At 66.1% G+C, this 20,261-nt stretch carries 19 protein-coding genes; 3 read left to right on the top strand and 16 right to left on the bottom strand.

The window, feature by feature from the left end; all coding sequences use genetic code 11:
- Positions 1-49 precede the first annotated feature (49 nt).
- The 4 genes from ACFO5X_RS01595 to dctP are packed head-to-tail and all read right to left on the bottom strand — an operon-like array spanning position 50 to position 4,138.
- Positions 50-1,279 (bottom strand): malonyl-CoA decarboxylase, encoded by a 1,230-nt coding sequence (locus ACFO5X_RS01595; RefSeq protein WP_380715245.1) that lies wholly within the window; start codon positions 1,277-1,279, stop codon positions 50-52.
- Complete coding sequence (locus ACFO5X_RS01590; protein ID WP_380715244.1) at positions 1,276-2,595, bottom strand: TRAP transporter large permease; 1,320 nt, start codon at positions 2,593-2,595, stop codon at positions 1,276-1,278. The genes ACFO5X_RS01595 and ACFO5X_RS01590 overlap by 4 nt, the downstream gene beginning before the upstream one ends.
- Positions 2,595-3,164: a TRAP transporter small permease gene (locus ACFO5X_RS01585; protein ID WP_380715243.1), complete on the bottom strand. Its 570-nt coding sequence runs from the start codon at positions 3,162-3,164 to the stop codon at positions 2,595-2,597. The genes ACFO5X_RS01590 and ACFO5X_RS01585 overlap by 1 nt, the downstream gene beginning before the upstream one ends.
- The gene (gene dctP, locus ACFO5X_RS01580; RefSeq protein ID WP_380715241.1) at positions 3,161-4,138 is read right to left on the bottom strand and encodes a TRAP transporter substrate-binding protein DctP; all 978 of its coding nucleotides are present in this window, start codon (positions 4,136-4,138) and stop codon (positions 3,161-3,163) included. The genes ACFO5X_RS01585 and dctP overlap by 4 nt, the downstream gene beginning before the upstream one ends.
- 92 nt (positions 4,139-4,230) lie before the next feature.
- Between dctP and ACFO5X_RS01575 the strand changes: the two genes are divergently transcribed.
- The 3 genes from ACFO5X_RS01575 (at position 4,231) to ACFO5X_RS01565 (ending at position 6,593) form a co-directional block, all read left to right on the top strand.
- Entirely contained in the window at positions 4,231-4,923 is a 693-nt protein-coding gene (locus ACFO5X_RS01575; protein ID WP_380715239.1) for a GntR family transcriptional regulator, read from the top strand.
- 186 nt (positions 4,924-5,109) lie between these two features.
- On the top strand, positions 5,110-5,751 hold the full coding sequence (locus ACFO5X_RS01570) for an ABC transporter permease (RefSeq protein WP_380715237.1): 642 nt from the start codon (positions 5,110-5,112) through the stop codon (positions 5,749-5,751).
- Between the two features lie 95 nt (positions 5,752-5,846).
- The gene (locus tag ACFO5X_RS01565) at positions 5,847-6,593 is read left to right on the top strand and encodes an SDR family NAD(P)-dependent oxidoreductase (RefSeq protein ID WP_380715235.1); all 747 of its coding nucleotides are present in this window, start codon (positions 5,847-5,849) and stop codon (positions 6,591-6,593) included.
- Between the two features lie 179 nt (positions 6,594-6,772).
- Here ACFO5X_RS01565 and ACFO5X_RS01560 read toward each other — a convergent pair whose 3' ends face one another.
- Genes ACFO5X_RS01560 through ACFO5X_RS01505 form a run of 12 tightly spaced genes read right to left on the bottom strand, consistent with a single transcriptional unit; the run spans position 6,773 to position 20,260 of the window.
- Positions 6,773-8,362 (bottom strand): isochorismatase family protein, encoded by a 1,590-nt coding sequence (locus tag ACFO5X_RS01560; RefSeq protein ID WP_380715233.1) that lies wholly within the window; start codon positions 8,360-8,362, stop codon positions 6,773-6,775.
- A 4-nt stretch (positions 8,363-8,366) separates the two neighbouring features.
- A complete protein-coding gene (locus ACFO5X_RS01555; RefSeq protein WP_380715231.1) occupies positions 8,367-9,215 on the bottom strand; it encodes an N-acyl homoserine lactonase family protein in 849 nt (282 codons plus the stop codon).
- An 18-nt stretch (positions 9,216-9,233) separates the two neighbouring features.
- Positions 9,234-10,109 carry an amidohydrolase family protein gene (locus tag ACFO5X_RS01550; RefSeq protein ID WP_380715230.1) on the bottom strand — a complete coding sequence of 292 codons (876 nt, stop codon included), beginning with the start codon at positions 10,107-10,109 and terminating at the stop codon, positions 9,234-9,236.
- A complete protein-coding gene (locus ACFO5X_RS01545; RefSeq protein ID WP_380715228.1) occupies positions 10,106-11,203 on the bottom strand; it encodes a vWA domain-containing protein in 1,098 nt (365 codons plus the stop codon). The genes ACFO5X_RS01550 and ACFO5X_RS01545 overlap by 4 nt, the downstream gene beginning before the upstream one ends.
- Entirely contained in the window at positions 11,200-12,081 is an 882-nt protein-coding gene (locus ACFO5X_RS01540) for an AAA family ATPase (protein WP_380715226.1), read from the bottom strand. The genes ACFO5X_RS01545 and ACFO5X_RS01540 overlap by 4 nt, the downstream gene beginning before the upstream one ends.
- Positions 12,081-13,103, bottom strand: coding sequence for a xanthine dehydrogenase family protein molybdopterin-binding subunit (locus tag ACFO5X_RS01535; protein WP_380715225.1), 1,023 nt, complete (start codon positions 13,101-13,103; stop codon positions 12,081-12,083). Before ACFO5X_RS01535 ends, ACFO5X_RS01540 begins: the two co-directional genes overlap by 1 nt.
- Positions 13,103-14,932 (bottom strand): xanthine dehydrogenase family protein molybdopterin-binding subunit, encoded by a 1,830-nt coding sequence (locus ACFO5X_RS01530; RefSeq protein ID WP_380715224.1) that lies wholly within the window; start codon positions 14,930-14,932, stop codon positions 13,103-13,105. The genes ACFO5X_RS01535 and ACFO5X_RS01530 overlap by 1 nt, the downstream gene beginning before the upstream one ends.
- Positions 14,929-15,411 (bottom strand): (2Fe-2S)-binding protein, encoded by a 483-nt coding sequence (locus ACFO5X_RS01525; RefSeq protein ID WP_380715222.1) that lies wholly within the window; start codon positions 15,409-15,411, stop codon positions 14,929-14,931. Before ACFO5X_RS01525 ends, ACFO5X_RS01530 begins: the two co-directional genes overlap by 4 nt.
- Positions 15,411-16,193: an FAD binding domain-containing protein gene (locus tag ACFO5X_RS01520; RefSeq protein WP_380715221.1), complete on the bottom strand. Its 783-nt coding sequence runs from the start codon at positions 16,191-16,193 to the stop codon at positions 15,411-15,413. Before ACFO5X_RS01520 ends, ACFO5X_RS01525 begins: the two co-directional genes overlap by 1 nt.
- Positions 16,186-16,638: an SRPBCC family protein gene (locus tag ACFO5X_RS01515; protein ID WP_380715219.1), complete on the bottom strand. Its 453-nt coding sequence runs from the start codon at positions 16,636-16,638 to the stop codon at positions 16,186-16,188. Before ACFO5X_RS01515 ends, ACFO5X_RS01520 begins: the two co-directional genes overlap by 8 nt.
- Before the next feature lie 2 nt (positions 16,639-16,640).
- Positions 16,641-17,078, bottom strand: coding sequence for an SRPBCC family protein (locus ACFO5X_RS01510; protein ID WP_380715217.1), 438 nt, complete (start codon positions 17,076-17,078; stop codon positions 16,641-16,643).
- Positions 17,078-20,260: a flotillin domain-containing protein gene (locus ACFO5X_RS01505; RefSeq protein WP_380715216.1), complete on the bottom strand. Its 3,183-nt coding sequence runs from the start codon at positions 20,258-20,260 to the stop codon at positions 17,078-17,080. Before ACFO5X_RS01505 ends, ACFO5X_RS01510 begins: the two co-directional genes overlap by 1 nt.
- Between the last annotated feature and the right edge of the window lies 1 nt (position 20,261).

The following is a 20,261-nucleotide window of genomic DNA, read 5'->3' as shown; positions in this document are numbered from 1 at the left end:
GCAAAACTATGCCCCAGCCCCGCGCCCCTGTCCCGCGTGAACTTCCGGCTCAGCCCGCCGCCAGCACCTGAACCTCCTTCGAGGCCACCACTTCGCCGGCGCTGGCAAAGCGCTCATGGTTCTCGGCAAAGGTCTCGGGGTCATACCGGTAATTGACCATCACCCCGGCGCTTTCCGCCATCCCCTTTGGCGAGACATCCGCTCCGACCTGAACCGCATGGACATAGGCTCCATTGCCCAGATGGAAGCGGGTGACCGGATCATAGGGCATCCCGTCGGGCCGCTTGGCGCTGATCAAAAAGCGCGCGGCCGTGGCCTTCAGCGCATCCGCGCTCATCGCGTCTGGTGCAAGGCCCTGCTCGCGCATCCAGCGAGTCAGGGTCGGGATCGGTGAAAGGGTTACGAAGGTCTTGATGTTGGGCAGTTCCGCGGCAAGATCCTCGGCCACCTGCTTGATCAGCGAATTGCCGAACGAAATGCCGGCAAGCCCGGCCTGGCAGTTCGAGATCGAATAGAAAACCGCCGTATCCGCGTCTTCGGCCCGCAGGGGCGTCCGGTCCTCAGCCAGAAGTTTCTGCACCGACCCGGGAATGCCCTGGGTCAGCGCAACCTCGACAAAGATCAGCGGTTCGCCCGGCATGGCGGGGTGGAAGAAGGCGAAACAGCGCCGGTCCGACGGCTGCACGCGCCGCCGCAGGTCGTCCCAGGACTGGATCGCGTGGACCGCCTCATAGGCGATGATCTTCTCCAGCACATGTGCGGGGCTCTCCCAGTTGACCGGCCGCAGTACCAGAAAGCCCCGATTGAACCACGAGGCAAAGAGATGCTGAAAATCGAGGTCGATCCGCGCGCGGGGATCGTCGCGCTTGATCAGCCGCAGCAGATCGCGCCGCATCGCCACCAGCTGCGGCGTCGCGCCCGGCACGCGGTTCAGCCGGCGGGCCAGTTCCTGGCGGCCAGGTTCGGCCGAGGCAAGAAAGGCGGCATACTTCGCCTGCGTCTGATCGGTCTCGAAGGCGGCCAGAGTGCTGCGCACCTGGTCTGCGTCGATGCCGAGGTTGTCCGCCAGATGGGTGAAAAACGCGATTTTCCCCGGGTCGTCCATCTCGGCAAATCGGTCGAGGATCTGGCTGGCCGTAGTCAGACCGGAAATCTCGCCCTGGTTCGACAAAAGATCGCCGATCAACTCCTCGACACTTCGGGAATCCCCGCCTGCCGGATGCGCATTGCGCACCTGACGGGCGAAAAGCGTGGCAAGGACGTCAGACAGCAGGCTCACAGTGCGGTTCCCATGACAGCGGTGGGCAGCCAGGTGGCAAGACCCGGAAAAAGGCACAGGATCACGATGGCCAGGATCATGCAACCCACGAAGGGCGCCGATCCAACCAGGATCTGGCGCAGCGAAATGTCGGGCGCGATGCCGTTGATCACATAGAGGTTCAGTCCGACCGGCGGCGTGATCAGCCCGATCTCCATGTTGATGGTCAGGATCACCGCGAACCAGTAGGGATCGAATCCGGCCGAGGTGATGATCGGCAGCAGGATGGGCGCCGACATCAGGATCACCGCGACCGGCGGCAGGAAGAAGCCGGCGACCAGCAGGAACAGGTTGATCACCGCCATCAGCACCCAGCGGTTCACGTCGAGCGCAGCAATCCACTGAGCCACGGACTGGGTGACAAACAGCGAGGACAGCATAAAGCTGAACACGCCCGCCGCGCCGATGATGAAGAGGATCATCACCGACTCCCGCGTCGAATCGCGCAGGACCAGCCAAAGCTCGCCAACGCTGAACATCCGATAAATGACCACTGCCGCAAGAATGCACAGAAGCGCGCCCACGGCGGCTGTCTCCGACGGTGTCGCGATGCCGCCATAAAGCGCAACCAGGACGCCGGCGATGATCAGCAGGAAGGGAATCACTCGCGGCAGGATTTCGATCTTCTGACGCCAGGAATACCGCGCGGTGGCCAGGGCCGCCGTCGCCGCGCCGCGCCGCCAGGTGTCGAAAATCGCCCAGGCGATGAACAATCCCGTCAGCAGGATGCCCGGCATAACGCCGGCCAGGAAAAGGCGTCCGATCGAGGTTTCAGTCGCGATGCCATAGACGATCATCGTGACCGAGGGCGGGATCAGGATCCCCAGTGTCCCGCCGGCGGCGATCGAGCCGGCGGCCACCTCGGCCGGATAGCCGCGCCGGCGCATCTCGGGAATGCCCATTTTTCCGATGGCGGCGCAGGTCGCGGGCGAAGACCCCGACATGGCGGCAAACAGCGCGCAGGCGCCGAGGTTCGACACCACAAGGCCGCCGGGAACCCGTGTGAGCCAGCGTTCGAGCGCCTCATAAAGGTCCGGCCCCGCGCGAGTGGAGGCGATGGCCGCTCCCATGATGATGAACATCGGGATGGACAGCAGCGCAAAACTGTTCAGTTCGGCATAAAACAGTTCGGGCAGGGCGGTCAGCGCGCGCGGGCCGTCGAAAATCCACAGGAAGGCAGTGGCGACCAGCAGCAGCCCGATCGCGACCGACACGCCCGAGAACAGCACGATCACCGTTGCGACGGCGATGGCCAAACCAATCGTCAGCGGCTCCATCAGTCGGGGCTCCGTTCTGGATGCGGCTCGGGCAGGGCTTCGGGCGCGCCGAAAGCCGCAAGCCACAGGTCGCCGAGCAGTTGCAGCAGGTAGAGGCCAAAGCCCAGCGGCACCGAAAGGTAGGTGATCCACAGCGGGAAGGCCCACACCGACTCGGACTTCCAGCCACGCGCCCAGGACATGTGGAACATCTCCCAGCCATACCACAGCATGGCTCCGGTCATGGCAATGGTGGCCAACATGACCACACTCGCCAGAACGCGGCGCGCCAGCGGCGGCAACAGCGAAGGCAGCAGATCGACGCCGACATGCCCGCGCAAACGCTGCACGAAGGGCAGGCCCAGCATGGTCGCGCCGATCATCAGATAGATGACAGCCTCGGTCTGCCAGATTGTGGATTGTCCCAGAACGGCGCGCACAAAAATCATGTGGCAGGTGACCAGCACCGCCGCCAGGATCATGAAGGCGGCGCAGATGCCGAAAGCGGTCGAGATCGCGCCGATCAGGCGCACCCCGGCAGGCGGCCGAAAGGCGCCCGCCGGGTCAGTGTCGGCGGGCGTGTGACTCATTCGATGGCCAGCGCCGCGTCGAGCAGAGCCTGCCCGTTCGGAGTCCCCGCGACAAAGGAGGGATAGGAGGTGGTTTTCGCCAGTTCACGCCAGGCATCGAAATCGGCCTGCGTCATCTCCTTGATCTCCACGCCGGCATCCTGGAATGCCTTGGTGGTGATCGCATCGCCCGCCTTGGCCTGTTCCAGATACCAGGCTTCCGCCTTGGCCGAGGCATCGGTCAGAGCCTTCTGCTGCTCCGCGCTCAGTCCCTCGAAGGTGGTCTTGTTGATCAGCAACGGCTGATACATGAACCACAGGGCAGTGTCGCCCGCGGGGGTATAGCACTTCAACTGTTCATAAAGGCGATAGCTCAGGAAGCTCTCGGACGAGGTATTGGTGGCGTCCAGAACGCCGGTCTGCAGGGCCGAATAGATCTCGGACGAGGCCATGGACGAGATCGACGCCCCGGCACCTGCCAGCATTTCCTCGAACGACTTGCCCGCCGCGCGGATCGTCACGCCCTTCACATCCTCCGGCTTGGTGATGCAGCCCTTGTTCGAGCCGAATCCGCCGGCAAGGTAGCCGTGCACCAGCGTCTTGACGTCGTCCCCGGCCATGATCTCTTCGATATCCGCCATGAAGGGCGAGGCCGAAAGGCGCGCGGCGTGGTCATGGTTCTTCACCAGGCCGGGCATCAGGGTCAGGTTGTAGGCCGGTTGCTGACCGCCCGCATAGGACAGCGGGAAGATCGTCATATCGAGCTGCCCGCGGCTGAGCGGCGTATATTGCTCGCGTGCCTTGAACAGCGTCTGGTTCGGGTAAATCTGGATCTCCAGATCGACATTGGCAGCCTTCACCTCATCGGCGACCATCTGCGCAACCTGGTGGCGCACGTCTCCCTCGGCCCATTGGTGCGACAGTTTCAGCGTTTCGGCGCCCGCGGCACCGCAGACGAGCATGGCAAGCGCGCTCGCCGTCAGCAGATGTTTCATGGTTTCCTCCCGTGGTGTTCCTTCCGGAACTTGTAATACGGCCATCAGGCAGCCCATTGCACATCTTGTCAACCATCTCGTATACAAAAGGGATGGTGCCGGATACGACGATACATCTCTCCGCCGAGCCGCGCAGCCGGTCGGACCGGATCGCTGCCCTGCTGGAGGAGCAGATCCTCACCGGCCGCTTCCCGCCTGGCACAAGGTTGGACGAAGCCTCGCTGGCGGAGGAGCATCAGGTCTCCCGCACACCGATTCGCGAGGCGTTCCAACGACTCGCCCTGTCCGGGCTCGTCGATCACGCGCCCCGCCGCGGTGTCTTCGTCCGGCAGACGACGGCCGTCGAAATCATGGAAATGTTCGAGGTGATGGCCGAGTTCGAATCGTTCTGCGGACGGCTCGCCGCCCGCCGGTGCAGCGAAGCGGCGCTCGACGCGCTGCGCCGTGCGAACGCCGGATGCCGCCGCGCGCTCGAGGCCGGGGATGTCGACGGCTATTACGAGGAAAACAGCACGTTTCATCAACTGATCTACGAACAATCCGGCAATCACTTCCTCGCACAGGAGGCATCGCGTCTGCATCGCCGGCTGAAGCCCTACCGCCGGATGCAGCTGCATCTGCGGGGGCGGCTGCGGCAGTCCATGGAAGAGCACGAGGCGATCGTTACCGCAATCGCCTCGGGTGACGATACGACAGCGGCCACTCTGTTGCGGGAACATGTCGCGGTGCAGGGCGAAAAATTCCACCACCTGCTGTCCCAGTTCCGGCTCGAGGGCGCGGGCTGACCTGATGCAGATCATTGCCAGCCGGAGGTCCGGTCCATAGCCTTCCACGCAGGCGCTCTGCGCGATTACGGAGAGGCAGGCAATATGGTTGGATTTTGCACTCTTCCCTTTGCGGCATCGCTCTTTGTCGCCTGAGGGGCACCGGCCCCCTTAGCGACAGGCTATGCCGAGGGCGAATTCACCCTGGTGGCCCCGGTCGCGGTCGCCCAGATCAAGCACGTGGCGGTAGCGCGGGGCGACCGGATCGATGCCACCGACCCATCGGTGGCCTCTGGCGCGATCTCGACGCTCAACACCGTAGCGGCGGCAGCGCTGAACCGCGAAGCGGGGACAACCGTGGTCGGACCCGTCGCTGCGCCCGACATCATCGTGCACCGGCGTTACAACCCCGAGGGCATCACGCAATACAACATTGTGCCCGGGCTTCTGGGGGTGATCCTGCAGCTGACGATGGTGATGATGACTGCCATGGCGCTGACCCGCGAGATTGAACGGGGCACCATGGAGAATCTGCTGTCGATGCCTGCATCGCCGCTGGAGATCATGCTGGGCAAGGTGGTGCCCTACCTCGGGTTTGGCGCGGTGCAGGTGGCAGTGGTGCTGGTCGCGGCGAAGGCGGTTTTCGGGATCCCCTTCCGCGGCATGCCGCTCTGGGCCCAGTATCTGGGCGAATTGATGCCGCTGACCCATTTCCTGCGGCTGATCCGCTCCGTCATGTTGAAAGGGGCTGGTATGCAGACCGTGGCGGGGTCGTTCTTGGTGCTGGCGGCCTTTGTCCTGGCCTTGGCGCTGGTGTCACTTCTCCGGTTCCGCCGCACGCTGGACTGAGGCGGAAAAGCCGACGCTGCGCAACATGCGGCAATTGATTTCGTCGGCCGCCGATGGTTCGGTTGGCCTCGGAAATCAGGGGCAGGGAGGCCGCCATGAACAATCTCGATTTCGCGGGTCAGACCGCGGTGGTGACAGGCGGCGGGCAAGGGATCGGCCTGGCTGTGGTCAAGCGGCTGCTGGCCTCGGGGGCGAAGGTTGCCAGCTGGGACATGAACGGCGAGGGCAACAAGGCCGCGATGGCGGGGCTGGAGGGGCAGACGCTGGCGGTGACATGCGATGTGTCCGATTACAGCTCGGTCCAGCGGGCGCTGGAGCAGACCGAGGCTCAGCTTGGTCCGGTGGACGCTGTGGTGAATTCCGCCGGGATCGCCGGGCCGAACGCGACCGTGGAGGATTATGACAACGCCACCTTCGAGCGGATCGTCGCGATCAACCTGACCGGCATCTATTTCGTCAACAAGGTGATGATCGCGGGGATGAAGGCGCGCAATTACGGGCGGATCCTGAATATCGCGTCGATTGCCGGGAAAGAGGGGAATCCCAACGCCTGCGCCTACTCTGCCTCGAAGGCGGGGGTGATCGGCTTTACCAAATCGCTGGGCAAGGAACTGGCCGGGTTCGACATCGGGGTCAACTGCGTGACCCCGGCGGCGGCGCGGACCCCGATCTTTGATCAGATGGCGCAGACTCATATTGATTATATGCTGTCCAAAATCCCTAGGGCGCGCTTCCTGGAGGTGGAGGAAGCGGCCCATATGATCTGCTGGCTGGTGAGCCGGGAGAACGGGTTTTCGACCGGGGCGGTCTTCGATCTGTCGGGCGGACGGGCCACCTATTGAGGGGCGTTTTCCGGTGTCCTAGCTAGGACGCTTTTCAAGTGTCTGATTTTTAATGTGAAAATCAGAGTGACTTTTTCGGGACATTTTTTGGCTACAGTTTGGGGGGAAACACCCTCCCTATCCCTCCCCCTCGCAGGGGGAGGGGAGAGCCCTTGTATTAGGGTGGATTTTGACCGCCGTCACCCCAATGCGGCGATCACGGCGTCGGTGCGGGTGACGGTGGCGACGTTCTGCATGGCGTAGTCGATCGAGGCGCGGTGCCAGTCGGCGTTCATCGTCGAGCAGGCGTCCTCGGGCACGATCATGTGAAACCCCTTGTCGGCGCCGGTACGAGCGGTGTGTTCGACGCTCATGTTGGTCCAGCAGCCGCAGTTGATGATCGTGTCGCGTCCGCCGTGGCGCAGGTAGCTTTCGAGCCGCGAAGTTTCCCAGGCCGACATGCTCATCTTCTCGACGATCAGGTCGCCGGGCCGTGGTTCCAGCCCCGCAACGGGGGCGCCGCCCCAGGTGCCGCGGACCATGGCGTTCTCGGCCACCAGCCCCTTATAAAGACCGGCGGTCTGTGCCATCGCGGGGTGACCGGGTTCGCAGAGAAACCAGACGTGCAGCACGAGCACGCCCTTCGCGCGTGCCGCCTCGGCCAGCCGCGCGGCGTTGGCGACGACGTTCTGGGCACGAGCGTGGTCGGGCGCGCCCGAGGCGGCGAAGGCGCCGCCGTCGGCGATCACGTCGTTCTGCATGTCCTGCAGGATCAACGCGGTGCGCCGCCCGTCGATGCGGAAATCGAGGCGGTCCTGCACCGTCAAGTTGCTGGACACCGGCGGCGCCGCGGGCGCGGGCTGCCTGGTGCGGGGATGCATGAAGGGCTCGTCCCGCCCCCGCGTCTTCGTCTGGACGGAATAGAGCGAGGTGCAGGCGCAGAGGTACAGCGTGCTCCAGTCCGCGCCGCCCCAGTGCAGGTTCGCCACCATTTCGGGGCAGTCGATCTTGCCGAGAAGTTCTCCCTGAAACGAATAGACCCAGACCCCGCCCGGGGCGGTGACATAGAGATTGCCGTCCTTGTCGGCCTTCATGCCGTCCGGCAGGCCGGGTTTCAGGTCGTCCCTGATGCCGCCCGCGAAGACCCGGCCATTGGTCAGGCTGCCGTCGGCGGCGACGTCGAACATGCGGATATTGGCCTGTTCGGTATCGTTGACCCACATCCACCGCTGGCAGGGCGAGAAGCAGAGGCCATTCGGCTGGCTGAACAGATAGCGGTCCACCACCAGCTGGGGTTCGTCGCCAGGGCGATGCCCGGGGGGCAGGCGATAGACGCCCTGGAATCCCATTTGCAGCGGGCGGGGCACGCCGAAATGTTCCTTGCGGCCATAGGTCGGATCGGTGAAGTAGATCGACCCGTCATTGCCCACCACGATGTCGTTGGGGCTGTTCAACTCGCGCCCCTGATAGTGAGTGCAGAGCACCTCGCGCGTGAGGTCGGGGCGGATGCGCACCACCGAGCTGGTGGAATGTTCGCAGACCAGCAGGTTGAGGTCGGCGTCATAGGTCATCCCGTTGCCCTTGTTCGAGGGCTTCTGGATCTCCTTCACGCCCTTCCCCGGCGTGTATTTTCGCCGGGTGTCGGCGGGCATGTCGGAGAAGATCAGCGTCTGTTCCACCGGATGCCAGAGCGGGCCTTCGGTGAAGGTAAACCCGGTGCCAAGCTGGTGGACGGGCGCGTGCACGTCGATCAGCGTGTGGAACCGATCGGAGATGGCGGTGTGGGACATGGCCTCAGACCGGGAACCAGGGGCGGTTGGGCACCGTCTCGGTCATCGGGCCGGGCACCGACATCCCAAGACGGCCGACGACGCGCTGGCGCTCGATCTTGGCCGGGCGGTCGTGGATGGGCAGCAGGAAGGTGTAGTTGTTCAGCAGCTTCTTGATCGCGCCCTTTTCGGCGCGCTTGGATTCTGAATGGTTGCCGGTCACGCGCGGCTCCATCCAGTTGTTGGTATAGACGTGGTTCACGATCTGGTCGTTGAAGTCATAGATCACGTCGCCGCAGATGCAGGCGAGGCCCTCGGCGGTCTCGACGATCACGTTCATCGACCCTTCGGTATGTGCCCCGGCGCGTTCGCACCAGACGCCGGGGATGATCTCCTCGGCCCCGGTGATGTCGAGGTCGAGGAAGCGCATCGCCTCGGGTTCGTAGATCCGGTCGATCAGGTGCTTGATGTCGGGTTTCGGGTATTGCGGGAACATGATCCCCGAGACCGAGAACTCCATCTCGCGCCGGTTGATGACGACGGTGGTGTTCATCGGGAACTTGTCGTCTTTCCCGGCGTGGTCGATGTGCAGGTGGGTGTGCAGCACATAGCGGATGTCGCCGACGCGAAGGCCGTGCCTGGCCAGCTGGTTCTCGATCATGTTGTCGTGGTACTGGAGGCCGCGCATGCCCAGGGACTCCATGATCGCGTTGTCGCGATAGCCGGTGTCGACGACGATCGGATACTCCCCTCCGGTGATCAGGAAGCCGTAGACCGGCACCCGCCGGACGCGGCCACATTCGTGGCCGAGGACGAGAAAGCTGGTCTCCAGCTCGATATCGCCATAGTCGAGGATGTGGATTTGCAGGGCCATGTCGGGTCCTCCCTTTCTTTACAGCCGATAGACGCGGGCTGCGGTGTCGTTGAAGATGGCGTGCTGTTGCTGATCCGAGAGGCCGCTGGCGGCATCGCGGAAGGCGTTGAAGAGCTGGGTGTAGCTGGTCCAGAGCTTCTCGATGGGAAAGTTCGAGCCGTAGAGGCAGCGCTGGGCGGTGAAGATGTCCACGGTGTCATGGACCATGTCCGCGATGAATGCCGGATCGTTGCGGTGGATGAAGGTGCCGAAGGCGGAGAGCTTCGTCACCACGTTCGGCTGATCGGCAAGGCGTCTCATGCCGTCCTGCCATTGTTTGTGGCCCTGGGCGCTGGTGTCTTCCTTCATGCCCGCGTGTTGCAGGATGAAGGTCGTGTCGGGGCAGGCCCGCGCCAGTTCCGCCGCGCCGGCCATCTGCGAGGGGAAGACCTGGAGGTCGAAGCTCCAGCCGTAATCGGACAGGCGGGCGATGTTGCGTTGCACGGTCGGGTTTCGGCACAAGTCCGGGTCCTGGGCAAAGCGGTAGAGAGAGTTTTCGTGCCAGTGGAACTGTTGGCGGATCCCGCGCATCAGGGGATAGGGGCGCAGGCGGTCGAGCTGGGGGCGGACGTCGTCCACGGTGACATCGGCATAGCCGACGATCCCCGCGATCAGACCATGGGCGTCGGCCTCGGCCTGCACCCAGGCGACTTCGTCCTCGAACCGCGCGGTGGGCCAGTTGGCCTGCACGTAGACGGATTTCGTGATGCCCGTGCCGGCGATATCGGCGGCGAATTCCGCCAGGCTGTAGTCGCGCATTATGGCGCGGTAGGGGCCGAAGATGCGCGGCTGCTCGGGGCCGTTGAGCCAGGGCAGGTCGGCCTGCCGCCAGATGTGGTGATGTGCGTCGATCATGCGCGCCTCGCCATGGTCAGGATGTGGTCGATGACGGCGTCGGTGGAGGCCCCGTCGCCGAGGTGGTCGAGGAAGGGGAGGATGGCCTTCAGGCCCTCGGTCGCGGGTCGATAGTCCGGGTCGGCGGCCAAGGGCGACAGCCAGTCCAGCCGCCAGGCGCGGCGTTTCAGTTTCGCTACGGCGTCGACCATGGCGTCGGGCGTGCCGCGTTCGAGGCCGTCCGACAGCACCACAACCGCGGCACCCCGCGCGAAGGCCGAAAAGCGGGGCACGTTGAGGAAAGCTTGGAGGGCATCGCCGATCCGCGTGCCGCCGTCGATGTCGGCGATTGCGGCGCCGGCGCGTTCGAGCGCCTGTGCGGCATCGGAGGGGCGCAGCGGCGCGGTGATGCGGGTCAGGCGGGTGCCGAGCGTGAACACCTCGGCCCGGTCGGCGGCCTGCACCACGGCGTGGGCGAGGCGAAGCATCGGCTCTGTCCGCTCTTTCATGGATCCGGAAACATCGATCAGCAAAAGGATCCGGCGCTGCCGGGTCTTGCGCTGCGCGTGGAAGAGGTCGCGCACGTCTCCACCGCGTTTCGCCGCCTCGCGCAGGGTGCGGCGCAGGTCGAAGCGGCGGCCCCGGTTGGCGCGGCGATAGCGATAGGACAGGCGGCGCGGCAGGGCGCGCGGCGCCTCGCGCTGCAGGCGCAGCAGGGCGGCGTTGGCGTCGTCGGGGGCCAGCGCGCGCTGCGACAGCAGTTCGAGGGCGGTCGCCTCGGCCCCCACCTCGGTCTGGTCGTCGGCGGCGTCGAGGTCGACGGTGGATTGCCCCGGCTCGTGGGCCTGCGTCTCGTCGTCGTCCTCGCCCGAGACAGGGGCCTGGATGACCTGGCCGAGAAAGACGGCGCGAAACAGCGCGTCGTATTCCGCCTGACGTTCGGGCGGGATCGCAAACAGCGCGCGGCCCGCGCGGTGGATGTCGGTCATGTCGCGGGGCCCCAGCAGCCCCACGGCGGCGATGAAATCGGTGGTCTGGTCGGGCGAGACGGCAAAGCCTGCCCGGCGCAGCACCTGCGCGAAAGTCAGGAAGGGGGCCAGCGCGCGGGGGGTCATGCGGCCTCGCCCGGCAGGATGGTCGACAGGCGGTCGGAGAGATAGGCCATGTCGTCGTGATCCTTGATCGCCACCCCGATGGATCGGCGGAACGCCTCGGGCCAGCGGGCTCCTTGGGCGTTCAGCAGCGTCGCCGCCTCGGCCCATTCGACGGTTTCGGCCACGCCCGGCGGCTTCGCCAGCGGCTCGGCCCGCAGCAGCCCGACCGAGGCCACTACCGACTCGGCCGTCGCCCGCGCGACGGTCCCGGCGCGGGTCATCACGATGCGCGCCTCAAGCGCGGGATCGGGGTAGTCGATCCAGTGATAGACGCAGCGCCGCCGCAGCGCCTCGTGCAGGTCGCGGGTGCGGTTCGAGGTGAGGACAACGACCGGGGCCTGCGTCGCGCGCACGGTGCCGGTTTCAGGGATCGAGATGGTGAAGTCGGACAGAAATTCGAGCAGAAACGCCTCGAATTCATGGTCGGCGCGGTCGATCTCGTCGATCAGAAGGAGCGTGTCCTTCGGGTTGCGGAGCGCCTGCAACAACGGGCGCTCCAGAAGGAAATCCTCGGCGTAGAGGTTCACGTAGTCCTCGCCCGCCTGCCGGATCGCCAGCATCTGCCGGGGATAGTTCCATTCGTACAGCGCCGCGCCCGCGTCGATGCCCTCGAAGCATTGCAGGCGGATCACCTGCCGCCCCAGCACGCCGCCCAAGGCTTTCGCCGCCTCGGTCTTGCCCACGCCCGGCGCGCCTTCCAGCAGCAGGGGTTTGCCCAGAGCCAGTGCGAGATAGGCCGCCGTGGCCAGCGCGTCATCTGCCAGGTATTGCGCATCGACCAGCGCGCGCTGCAGCGCGGGCGGGTCCTTCATGCCGGCAATGACCGGGCGGACAACCATCAGGCGCGGCCCTTCGGCCTGGCGCCGCCGTTCGCGCGGATTCCGCGAAGGACCTTTTCCGGCGTGATCGGAAGACGGTCGCAGCGCACGCCGACGGCGTTGTAGACGGCGTTGGCGACGGCGGGCAGCACCGGGTTCGCGCACATCTCGCCCGGGCCCTTGCCGCCGAAGGGCGCATCCTCTGCGGGGCGTTCCAGCACGGCGATGTGGTGCGGCACGATCTGGCCGGGGCCGGGCATGAGGTAGGTGTTGAAGTCCTCGGGCCGGTGGTCGCGCGCCGGGTAGTAGGGTTCGGTCGTTTCATACAAGGCATGGCTGACGCCCATCCAGGCCCCGCCGATGAGCTGCTGTTCCACCAGCTTGGGGTTCAGGGCGCGGCCCACCTCGTATGCGGAGTTGATGGCCGTTACCTCGACATCGCCGGTTTCATCATCGACCTCGACATCCACCACCAGCGCGGCATGGGCAAAGCAGGTCACGGGCGTTTGCTCGCCGGTGTCGGCGTCGGCCTCGGAGGGCGGGATCAGGAATATGCCGCGCCCGGCGAGAGTGCGGCCCTGCTTGAACTGGGCGGCAATGGCGGTTTCGGCCACGGTGATCGACCGCCCCGGCGCACCCTTGACGTGGATGTTGCCCTTGCCGTCGGTGTCGAGATCTGCGGCGTTGACCTCAAGCTCTTCCGCCGCCGCCTCCATCATCTGCTTGCGCGCCTCGGCCGCGGCGCGGATCACGGCGTTGCCGACGCGGTGGGTGCCGCGTGAAGCGAAGCTGCCCATGTCGTGCGGGCCGGTGTCGCTGTCGGCGGTGTCGACGTAGACATCCTCGACCGGCACGCCGATGGTTTCGGCCGCAATCTGTCGGGTGACCGACTTCATGCCCTGGCCGAGGTCGATGGCCGAGAGCGCCACCATGAACTTGCCGTCCGGCGTGGAGTGCACCAGCGCCTGGGAGGGATCGCCGCCCAGATTCATGCCGATGGGGTAATTGATGCAGGCAAAGCCGCGGCCCTTGTGGATGGTCATCAGCGCCTCCGGAAGCCGGATGTGAAGGGGGACGTGCCGGGGCGTTTGGTGCCCCGCGAGAAGGGTTGCGCCGGGGCATAGGGTTCGGGCGTCGCCGCGGGGGGCGCAGGTTGGGACGGCGGGGCTGGCTGCGCCGGCGGGGCCGGTTGATAGGCGGCTGGGGGCGTCGGCTGATGGACGGCGGGCGGCGTCGGCGCTGTGGGTGCGCGGGGTGGCGGCGCCGGGGCGGGGGCTGGCGTGGATTTTGCACCCATGCGGTGGCCGATGCGGTCGGCGTCGATCTGCATGTCGGGATTCTGGACCGGGACGCCGACAACCGCCTGGCCATGGGTGCCGGCCGGCAGGCGACCTGTGCCCTTGGCGGGCGCGGTCGTTGCGACGCGACCGGCGCGCCGTTCGCCGATCCGGCCTTCGGTGTCGGTGGCGGTCTCGGGGATCTGGGCGCGCTCGCCGCCGCCGCCGCGGAGCGAGGACTGCGCGCGCGCGTCCTGCGAAATCGGCCAGTTCGCCTTGTCGGCCGCCACCTGGCAGCATTCGATGAGCGCTGTGTTCTTGGCGGTGCGGCGGTGCGCCTTCATGTCGCCGTCGCGGTAGGCGTTGAGGATTCGCAGCTCGATCGGGTCCATGCCCACCACCTCGGCCACGCGGTCCATGTGGCATTCGATGGCGAAGTCCACCGCCGTGATGCCAAAGCCGCGCATGGCCGTCGCGGGGGTGCGGTTCGTCACGCAGCAATAGACGTTCGAGGCGACGTTGGGGATCGTGTAGGGGCCGGGGATGTGCCCGGTGGCCTTGATGATCGCGTAAGGAGACAGACGCATGTAGGCGCCGCTGTCGAAGAACCCCGAGAACTCGCGCGCTATGATACGGCCGTCGCGCATCACGCCGTCCTTGATGCGCCAGCGCTCGCCCCCGCGCGGTGCGCCAACCTGCATTTCCTCGGCGCGGTCCCAGGCGAAGCGGACCGGGCGTCCGGTGAGGATCGCGCCCAGCACGGCGGTCGGCTCGACGATGGAGTCGACCTTGCCGCCGAAGCCGCCCCCGGCAGTGCCGCCGATGAAGTGGAGGCGGGAGGAGGCGATGTTCAGCAGCTTCGCCGTGGTGCCGAGCGAGAAGAACAGTGCCTGCGTGTTGGTGTGGCAGACGTAGCGGTCGTTCGTCTCGGGCGCGGCGATGGCGCCGCAGGTCTCGATCGGGGCCTGCTCGATCGGGGACATCTGGTATTCGGCCTCGACGATATGGTCGGCGCGGGCAAAGGCCGCGTTCACGTCGCCGAAGCGCAGCTTCTGGTGATCGTAGCGGTCGTGGTAGTCGAAGGTGTTGTTGGGGTAGACGTGATTGACGACCGGTGCGTCGGGTTTGAGCGCCTCTTCCACGTCCAGAACATGGGGCAGAACCGAGTAATCCACCCGCACCGCCGCGCAGGCATCGCGCGCCTGCCGTTCGGTGTCGGCGATCACCCAGGCCACCGTCTCGCCCTTGTAGCGCACCTTGTCGTGCGCGCAGAGCGGTTCGTCGTCGCGCCCGAAATTGATCAGCGACAAGAGCGTGTTGAGGTTGTTCGGCACGTCCTTGGCCGTCACCACGCGGCGCACGCCGGGCATCTTTTCCGCCGCCGAGGTGTCGATGCGCCGGATCTCGGCGTGGTGGTGGGGCGAACGGACGGCGCGCATGTGCAACAGACCGTCGAACAGATGGTCGTCATAGAAGGCGGTGCGCCCGGTCACATGCCCAAGAATGTCCTGCCGGATCGTCGGCTTGCCGATCTCCTTCAGCGTGTCGTCGCGTTCGTCGGCGAAGAGATCCTTGCGGAATTCGATGCTGGTCATCTTGCGGCCCCCTGCATCTGCGCGGCGGCGGACAGGATCGCGTCCACGATGGGTTCATATCCGGTGCAGCGGCAGAGATTGCCCGAGATCGCCTCGATCACCTCGTCGCGGCTGGGGTTCGGCACGCGTTCCAGCAGGGCCTTCGACGCCATCAGCATCCCCGAGGTGCAGAAGCCGCATTGCGCGGAAAAGCCTTCCATGAAGGCCTTCTGCAGCGGGTGCAGGTTCGGCCCGCCCGCCAGCCCGGCGGTGGTATCGATGCGGCGTCCCTCGACAGTTTCGGCCAGCGTCAGGCAGGACAGGTGTGGCTTGCCGTCGATCAGCACGGTGCAGGCGCCACAGGTGCCCTGGGCGCAGCCCTGCTTGGGCGTCAGGTCGCCGATGCCCCGCCGCAGCACGTCGATCAGCGCCGCGCCGGGGTCGACGAAGACCGCGACCTCGCCATCGTTCAGGGTGAAGGTGAGCGGGGTCTTGGGCATCAGCGGCGCCCTCCGTTCAGAAGCAGGCGTTTCAGATGCACGGGCGCCACCTCGCGGCGGTACCACGTCGAAGCGAGGGCGTCGTCGCCGGGCTGGAGATCCTGGCAACAGACCTCGAGCGCCTGCGCGATGCCGCGTTCATCGAGCGTGGCGTTGTTCAGCGCGCGTTCGGCGGATTTCGCGCGCAGTGGCGTCGGCCCCATGTTGCCGAAGGCGAGGCGGGTATCGCCCCGGCGCAGATGCGCGGCCAGCGTCATGATGGCGACTCCCTTGGGCTTGATCCGCGTGACCTTGAGAAACCGGAAGTCCCCCTCGGTGATGCGCGGAACGGTGACGGCGGCGATCAGTCCGCGATGGTGCGCGCGCCCCGAGAGGAAGCTTTCGATGGGCGTCGCCTGGCCATTGACCCCGATAACCTGCGCATCGAGCGCCAGCAGGGCAGTGGTGAACTCGCCATAGGGGTTTGGTGCGAAGAGGTTGCCGCCCACGGTCGCCATGTTGCGCACCGCCGGGCCGCCGATGCGGGCGGCGACGACATGCAGCAGGGCGGCATCGCGCGAGGCGAGCACGTCGGCCATCGTCGCCCCCGCCTCGATGCGCAGGCCGCCGCTTTCGGCGCGGATGTCGCGGTCCACCTGCCGCGCGCGCACGATCCGGTCAAAGCTCTGGTCGCCATAATTCACCGCCCGCATGACCAGCGTGCCCCCGGCAAGGAACCGGGACCGGTCGGTCATCGCCTGCGACGCCTCGACCAGGGTCGGGTAGGTCTCAACGCTAAGCATGACGCGCCTCCAGCCCCAGATGCGCGCGAACGGCGGCGAACCCGGCGTCGTAGATGTTGGTGCCGACCATGTTGACCAGCTCGTCGCGCCGTTCGGGCGGCGGATCGAAGCGGCAGGACCAATGCCAGAAGGTGTGATCCTCGTCCGTCACCGGGATCAGGCGGACATGGGCGACGTAGTTGCAAAGCGGGATCGGCGTATCGAGCAGGCAATAGGCGAAGGCCGTTTCGGCGTCCGAAAGCGTCAGCAGCTGCTCGCGCAGCTCGGATCCGTCGGCCAGCTTGAAACGGCGGACGCAGCCGATCTTGTCGGAAGGAAGCCCGCGTTCGATCGCGCTGGTCTCGACGGCCGGATGCCAACGATCGTGACCGTTGAAATCGCGCAGCACCTCCCAGACCGCCTCGATAGGCGCCTCCATCACGGTGCTTTTGACCAGCGCGACCATGCTCAGCCCCCGAAATGGCGCTTGAGCGCGTCGAAGCCGCCCTGAAAGACGTTGGTGCCGATGCCCTCGACCAGTCCGGCCTCGTCCTTGGGATCGCATTCGAACTCTGCGGACCACTCGGCGAAGGTGCGATTGCCGTCGGTGATCGGGGTCAGGCGCAGAGTCGCCATATAGTCCCAGAGCGGCATCGGTCCTTCCAGCATGGTGTAGGAGAAGAACAGGTCATAGTCCGACATCCCGACCAGCTTTTCGCGGATGGTTTCGCCGCTTTGCAGGTGGAAGTTGCGGATGCAGCCGATCTTGTCGCCGGGCAGCGCGTCCTCGATCCGGCTGTCGCGGATGCGCGGGTGCCAGCGGGGCATGGCGTTGAAGTCGCGGATGCGATCCCACACGGCGCTCGCCTCGGCGTTGATGACGGAGGAGACGAAGACGCGGGCCATCAGTTGTCGTCCTTCTTGGGTGCGGGTTTGGCGCGGGCGGCTTCGCTGGCGGCACGGGTCATGTCACTGGCGTTACGGAAGATGTCCGAGCGGGCGATGTTGCTGCCGTCGACGCCGATGTCCTTCAGCAGGCTGTCCACAAAGGGCGCCTGCACGCGATAGCGCAGGGCCGAGTTCATCACCTCGTCCGTCGGGCTGCCCCCGCCGCCGCCGTTCGGCGCGCCGTTGGCCCAGTCGAGCCCCTGCGTGCCGGAACCGCCCAGCTGCATGATGCGGATGTCGTTGATCTTCTCCAGCGGCTTGGCCGAGGCGGCGACGATGCCTTCGACATGCTCCAGCATCTTGCGCTTGAACAGGCTCGCGCGGGCGCCGTCGGTCAGCACGTTCTCGGCCTCGTTGATCAGGCGATGTGCCTCGGCCTCGACCGCCGCGCGCACCTTCTCGGCCTCGGCGGCAATGCGCTTGCGCTCGGCCTCCAGTTCCGCCGCGGTGACGCCGACGCTCTTGGCGCGGTTGGCGATCTCCTGTTCGCTGGCCGTCTTGGCGCGCTCGATGGCCTCGTTCGCGCGGGCGCGGGCGTTCTCGGCCTCGACCGCCGCGGCGCTTTCATCCAGCGACTTCTGATAGATGGCGATGGCCTTCTCCATGGCCGCCTCTTCCACCGCGCGTTCGCGGGCGATTTCCAGGCGGCGGCGTTCGGTCTGGTGGCCGATGCGGGCGTCGTCCAGCCCCCGTTCCGAGGCGATGCGCGCGCGCTCCACCTCTTCCTGGCTGGCGATCTCGGCCTCGCGCAGCGCCTGCACGCGGGCGATCTCGAGCTGTTCGAGGTGCTTCTTGCGCTCGAGCCGCTTGGCATCGAGATCCTGGTCGGCAAGGATCTTCTCGGCATCCACCGTCTTCTGCTTGGCGACGCGGGCGGCCTCGATGGCCTCGTCGGCAGCGATCTGCGCGGCGTCGAGCGCCTTGTTGCGGGCGATTTCCAGATCGCGGATGCGCTGGTCGCGCGCGATCTTCTCGGCCGTCGTCTCGGCCTCGCGTTCGATGCGTTGGGCGTCCAGCGCGCGGCGGCTGTCGATCTCGGCGCCTTCGACGATCTGCTGCTGTTCGATCTCGCGGGTGCGGATTTCGGCATCGCGCGCCAGTTCGGCGGCGCGGGTCTTCATCTGTTCGGCGATGCGCGCGGCGTTCACCGCCTCCTGCGCCGAGGCATTGGCCACGTCCACCGCGCGGTTGCGGGCGATCTCGCGCTCGCGCATGTCCTGCTCGTAGGCGATGCGCTCGGCGGCGAGCTTCTTCTCCTTGGCGATGCGCTTGGCCTCGACGGCTTCCTGCTTGGCCGTCTCGGCATGGGCGATGGCAGCCTCGCGGGCGACGTCGCGCTCTTTCGTGCGTTCCTCGTTCTCGATGCGCTCCACCGCCAGACGGGCCTCGGTCGCGATGCGCACCTTGTCCACCGCCTCCCGGCTGGCGATCTCGGCCTGGTCGATGGCCTCGTTGCGGGCGATTTCGAGCGAGCGGACCCGCTCTTCCTGCGCGATGCGCTCGCGCGCCACCGACTCGGTTGCGGCGATTTCGGCCTCGTCCAGCGTCTTGCGGCGTTCGATTTCCAGCGCTCGGGTCGCCTGTTCCGAGGCGATCCGCTCGGCCGCCAGCGTCTTTTCGCGGGCGATTTTCGCCGCCTCGGTGGCCTGCATTGAGGCGATCTCGGCCTCTTCCAGCGCTTTCTTGCGTTCGATCTCCAGCGCGCGGGTCGCCTTGTCCGAGGCGATGCGTTCGGCGCTGATCGTCTGTTCCTGCGCGATGCGCAGCTTGTCGGCGGCCTCGCGGGCGGCGATCTCGGCCTCTTCGATGGCGAGGTTGCGCGCGATCTCCTGTTCTCGCGTGCTGCGCTCCAAAGCGATGCGCGCCTCGGTAATCTGTTTCTGCTGGGCGATCTTGGCCTTTTCGATCACTTCGCGGGCCGAAATTTCAGCCTCGTCCACGGTCTTCTTGCGGTCGATCTCGCTTGACTGGGTTTCCAGATCCTTGGCGATCCGCGCCTGGGTCAGAACGCGTTCCTGCGCGATGCGGGCCTTTTCGATGGCTTCCTTCGCCGCGATATCCGCTGCTTCGGTGTCGCGCGTGGTCTGGATGCGCGCCTCGGTCAGCACGCGGTCCTGCGTGATGCGGGCCTTCTCGATGGCCTCGCGGCTGGCGATCTCGGCGGCGTCGATCACCTGCTGGCGCTCGATCTCCTGCTGGCGGATGCGCCGTTCCGAGGCGATGCGCGCCTCGGCGATCTGTTCCTCGTTCGAAATGCGCGCGGTCTCGATGGCCTCGCGCGAGAGCAGCGTCGCCTGTTCGGCCTCCTTCTCGCGTTCCGACCGTTCGCGCGCCAGCACCGCGCGCTGCTGGGCGCGGCGGAATTCGATCTCGCGTTCCTGTTCCAGCCGCGCGGATTCGCTCTCGCGCTCGATGTCGAGCGATTGCTTCTCGGCTTCCAGATTGCGGGTGCGGATCTGAAGCATCGTGTCCTGTTCGATATCGTTGCGCAGCTTGCGCCGCGCCTCGATGGCCTCGATCACCGAGGTCAGGCCTTCGGCGTCAAAGCGGTTGGACGGATTGAAATAGGCGATGTCGGTCTGATCGATGTCCAGGATCGCGACGCTTTCCAGTTCCAGCCCGTTCTTGTCGAGCCCCTGCTGGGCCATCTCGATCACCCGGCGGACATATTCGCCGCGCTGTTCGTGCAGCTCTTCCATCCGCATCTCGGCGGCAGCCGAGCGCAGGGCCGAAACGAACTTGCCGGAGAGCAGCTGGTGGATCCGCTCGGGCTCCAGTGTCCGGCGGCCCAGGGTGGCGGCGGCGAGCGTCACGCCCTCGCGCGTCTGCGCCACGCGGACATAGAATGTCGCCTCGATATCGACGCGCATCCGGTCCTTGGTGATCAGCGCGTTGTCCTTCTCGCGCGACACATGCAGGTCCATCGAGTTCATGCTGACCGGCGTGATGTCGTGGATGATCGGCCAGACGAAGGCGCCGCCGTCGATCACCACCTTTTCGCCCAGGAATCCGGTGCGCACGAAGGCGATTTCCTTGGTCGAGCGGCGATAGAGCCAGTTCATCACCCAATAGAGGATGAAAATGACGATCACCGCCATGATCAGCCAAAGGATCATCTGCCCAATCAGTTCGCCGGTCATG

This window comes from Seohaeicola nanhaiensis (assembly GCF_042654245.1).
Taxonomy (GTDB): Bacteria; Pseudomonadota; Alphaproteobacteria; order Rhodobacterales; family Rhodobacteraceae; genus Seohaeicola_A; species Seohaeicola_A nanhaiensis.
The sequence above is the reverse complement of the archived record's forward strand: the minus strand, read 5'-3'. Positions and strand labels throughout refer to the sequence as shown.

Coding starts and splice junctions, on each gene's coding strand:
- ACFO5X_RS01555 (WP_380715231.1), bottom strand. CDS start 9,215: ATGGCCCTGCAAATCCACATCCTCGACTATGGCGATATCGAGCTGGAG.
- ACFO5X_RS01530 (WP_380715224.1), bottom strand. CDS start 14,932: ATGACCAGCATCGAATTCCGCAAGGATCTCTTCGCCGACGAACGCGAC.
- ACFO5X_RS01540 (WP_380715226.1), bottom strand. CDS start 12,081: ATGGTTGTCCGCCCGGTCATTGCCGGCATGAAGGACCCGCCCGCGCTG.
- ACFO5X_RS01590 (WP_380715244.1), bottom strand. CDS start 2,595: ATGGAGCCGCTGACGATTGGTTTGGCCATCGCCGTCGCAACGGTGATC.
- ACFO5X_RS01575 (WP_380715239.1), top strand. CDS start 4,231: ATGGTGCCGGATACGACGATACATCTCTCCGCCGAGCCGCGCAGCCGG.
- ACFO5X_RS01585 (WP_380715243.1), bottom strand. CDS start 3,164: ATGAGTCACACGCCCGCCGACACTGACCCGGCGGGCGCCTTTCGGCCG.
- ACFO5X_RS01560 (WP_380715233.1), bottom strand. CDS start 8,362: ATGTCCCACACCGCCATCTCCGATCGGTTCCACACGCTGATCGACGTG.
- ACFO5X_RS01545 (WP_380715228.1), bottom strand. CDS start 11,203: ATGACCCCCCGCGCGCTGGCCCCCTTCCTGACTTTCGCGCAGGTGCTG.
- ACFO5X_RS01515 (WP_380715219.1), bottom strand. CDS start 16,638: ATGGTCGCGCTGGTCAAAAGCACCGTGATGGAGGCGCCTATCGAGGCG.
- ACFO5X_RS01565 (WP_380715235.1), top strand. CDS start 5,847: ATGAACAATCTCGATTTCGCGGGTCAGACCGCGGTGGTGACAGGCGGC.
- ACFO5X_RS01535 (WP_380715225.1), bottom strand. CDS start 13,103: ATGACCATCCACAAGGGCCGCGGCTTTGCCTGCATCAATTACCCCATC.
- ACFO5X_RS01510 (WP_380715217.1), bottom strand. CDS start 17,078: ATGGCCCGCGTCTTCGTCTCCTCCGTCATCAACGCCGAGGCGAGCGCC.
- ACFO5X_RS01525 (WP_380715222.1), bottom strand. CDS start 15,411: ATGCCCAAGACCCCGCTCACCTTCACCCTGAACGATGGCGAGGTCGCG.
- ACFO5X_RS01520 (WP_380715221.1), bottom strand. CDS start 16,193: ATGCTTAGCGTTGAGACCTACCCGACCCTGGTCGAGGCGTCGCAGGCG.
- ACFO5X_RS01550 (WP_380715230.1), bottom strand. CDS start 10,109: ATGATCGACGCACATCACCACATCTGGCGGCAGGCCGACCTGCCCTGG.
- dctP (WP_380715241.1), bottom strand. CDS start 4,138: ATGAAACATCTGCTGACGGCGAGCGCGCTTGCCATGCTCGTCTGCGGT.
- ACFO5X_RS01505 (WP_380715216.1), bottom strand. CDS start 20,260: ATGACCGGCGAACTGATTGGGCAGATGATCCTTTGGCTGATCATGGCG.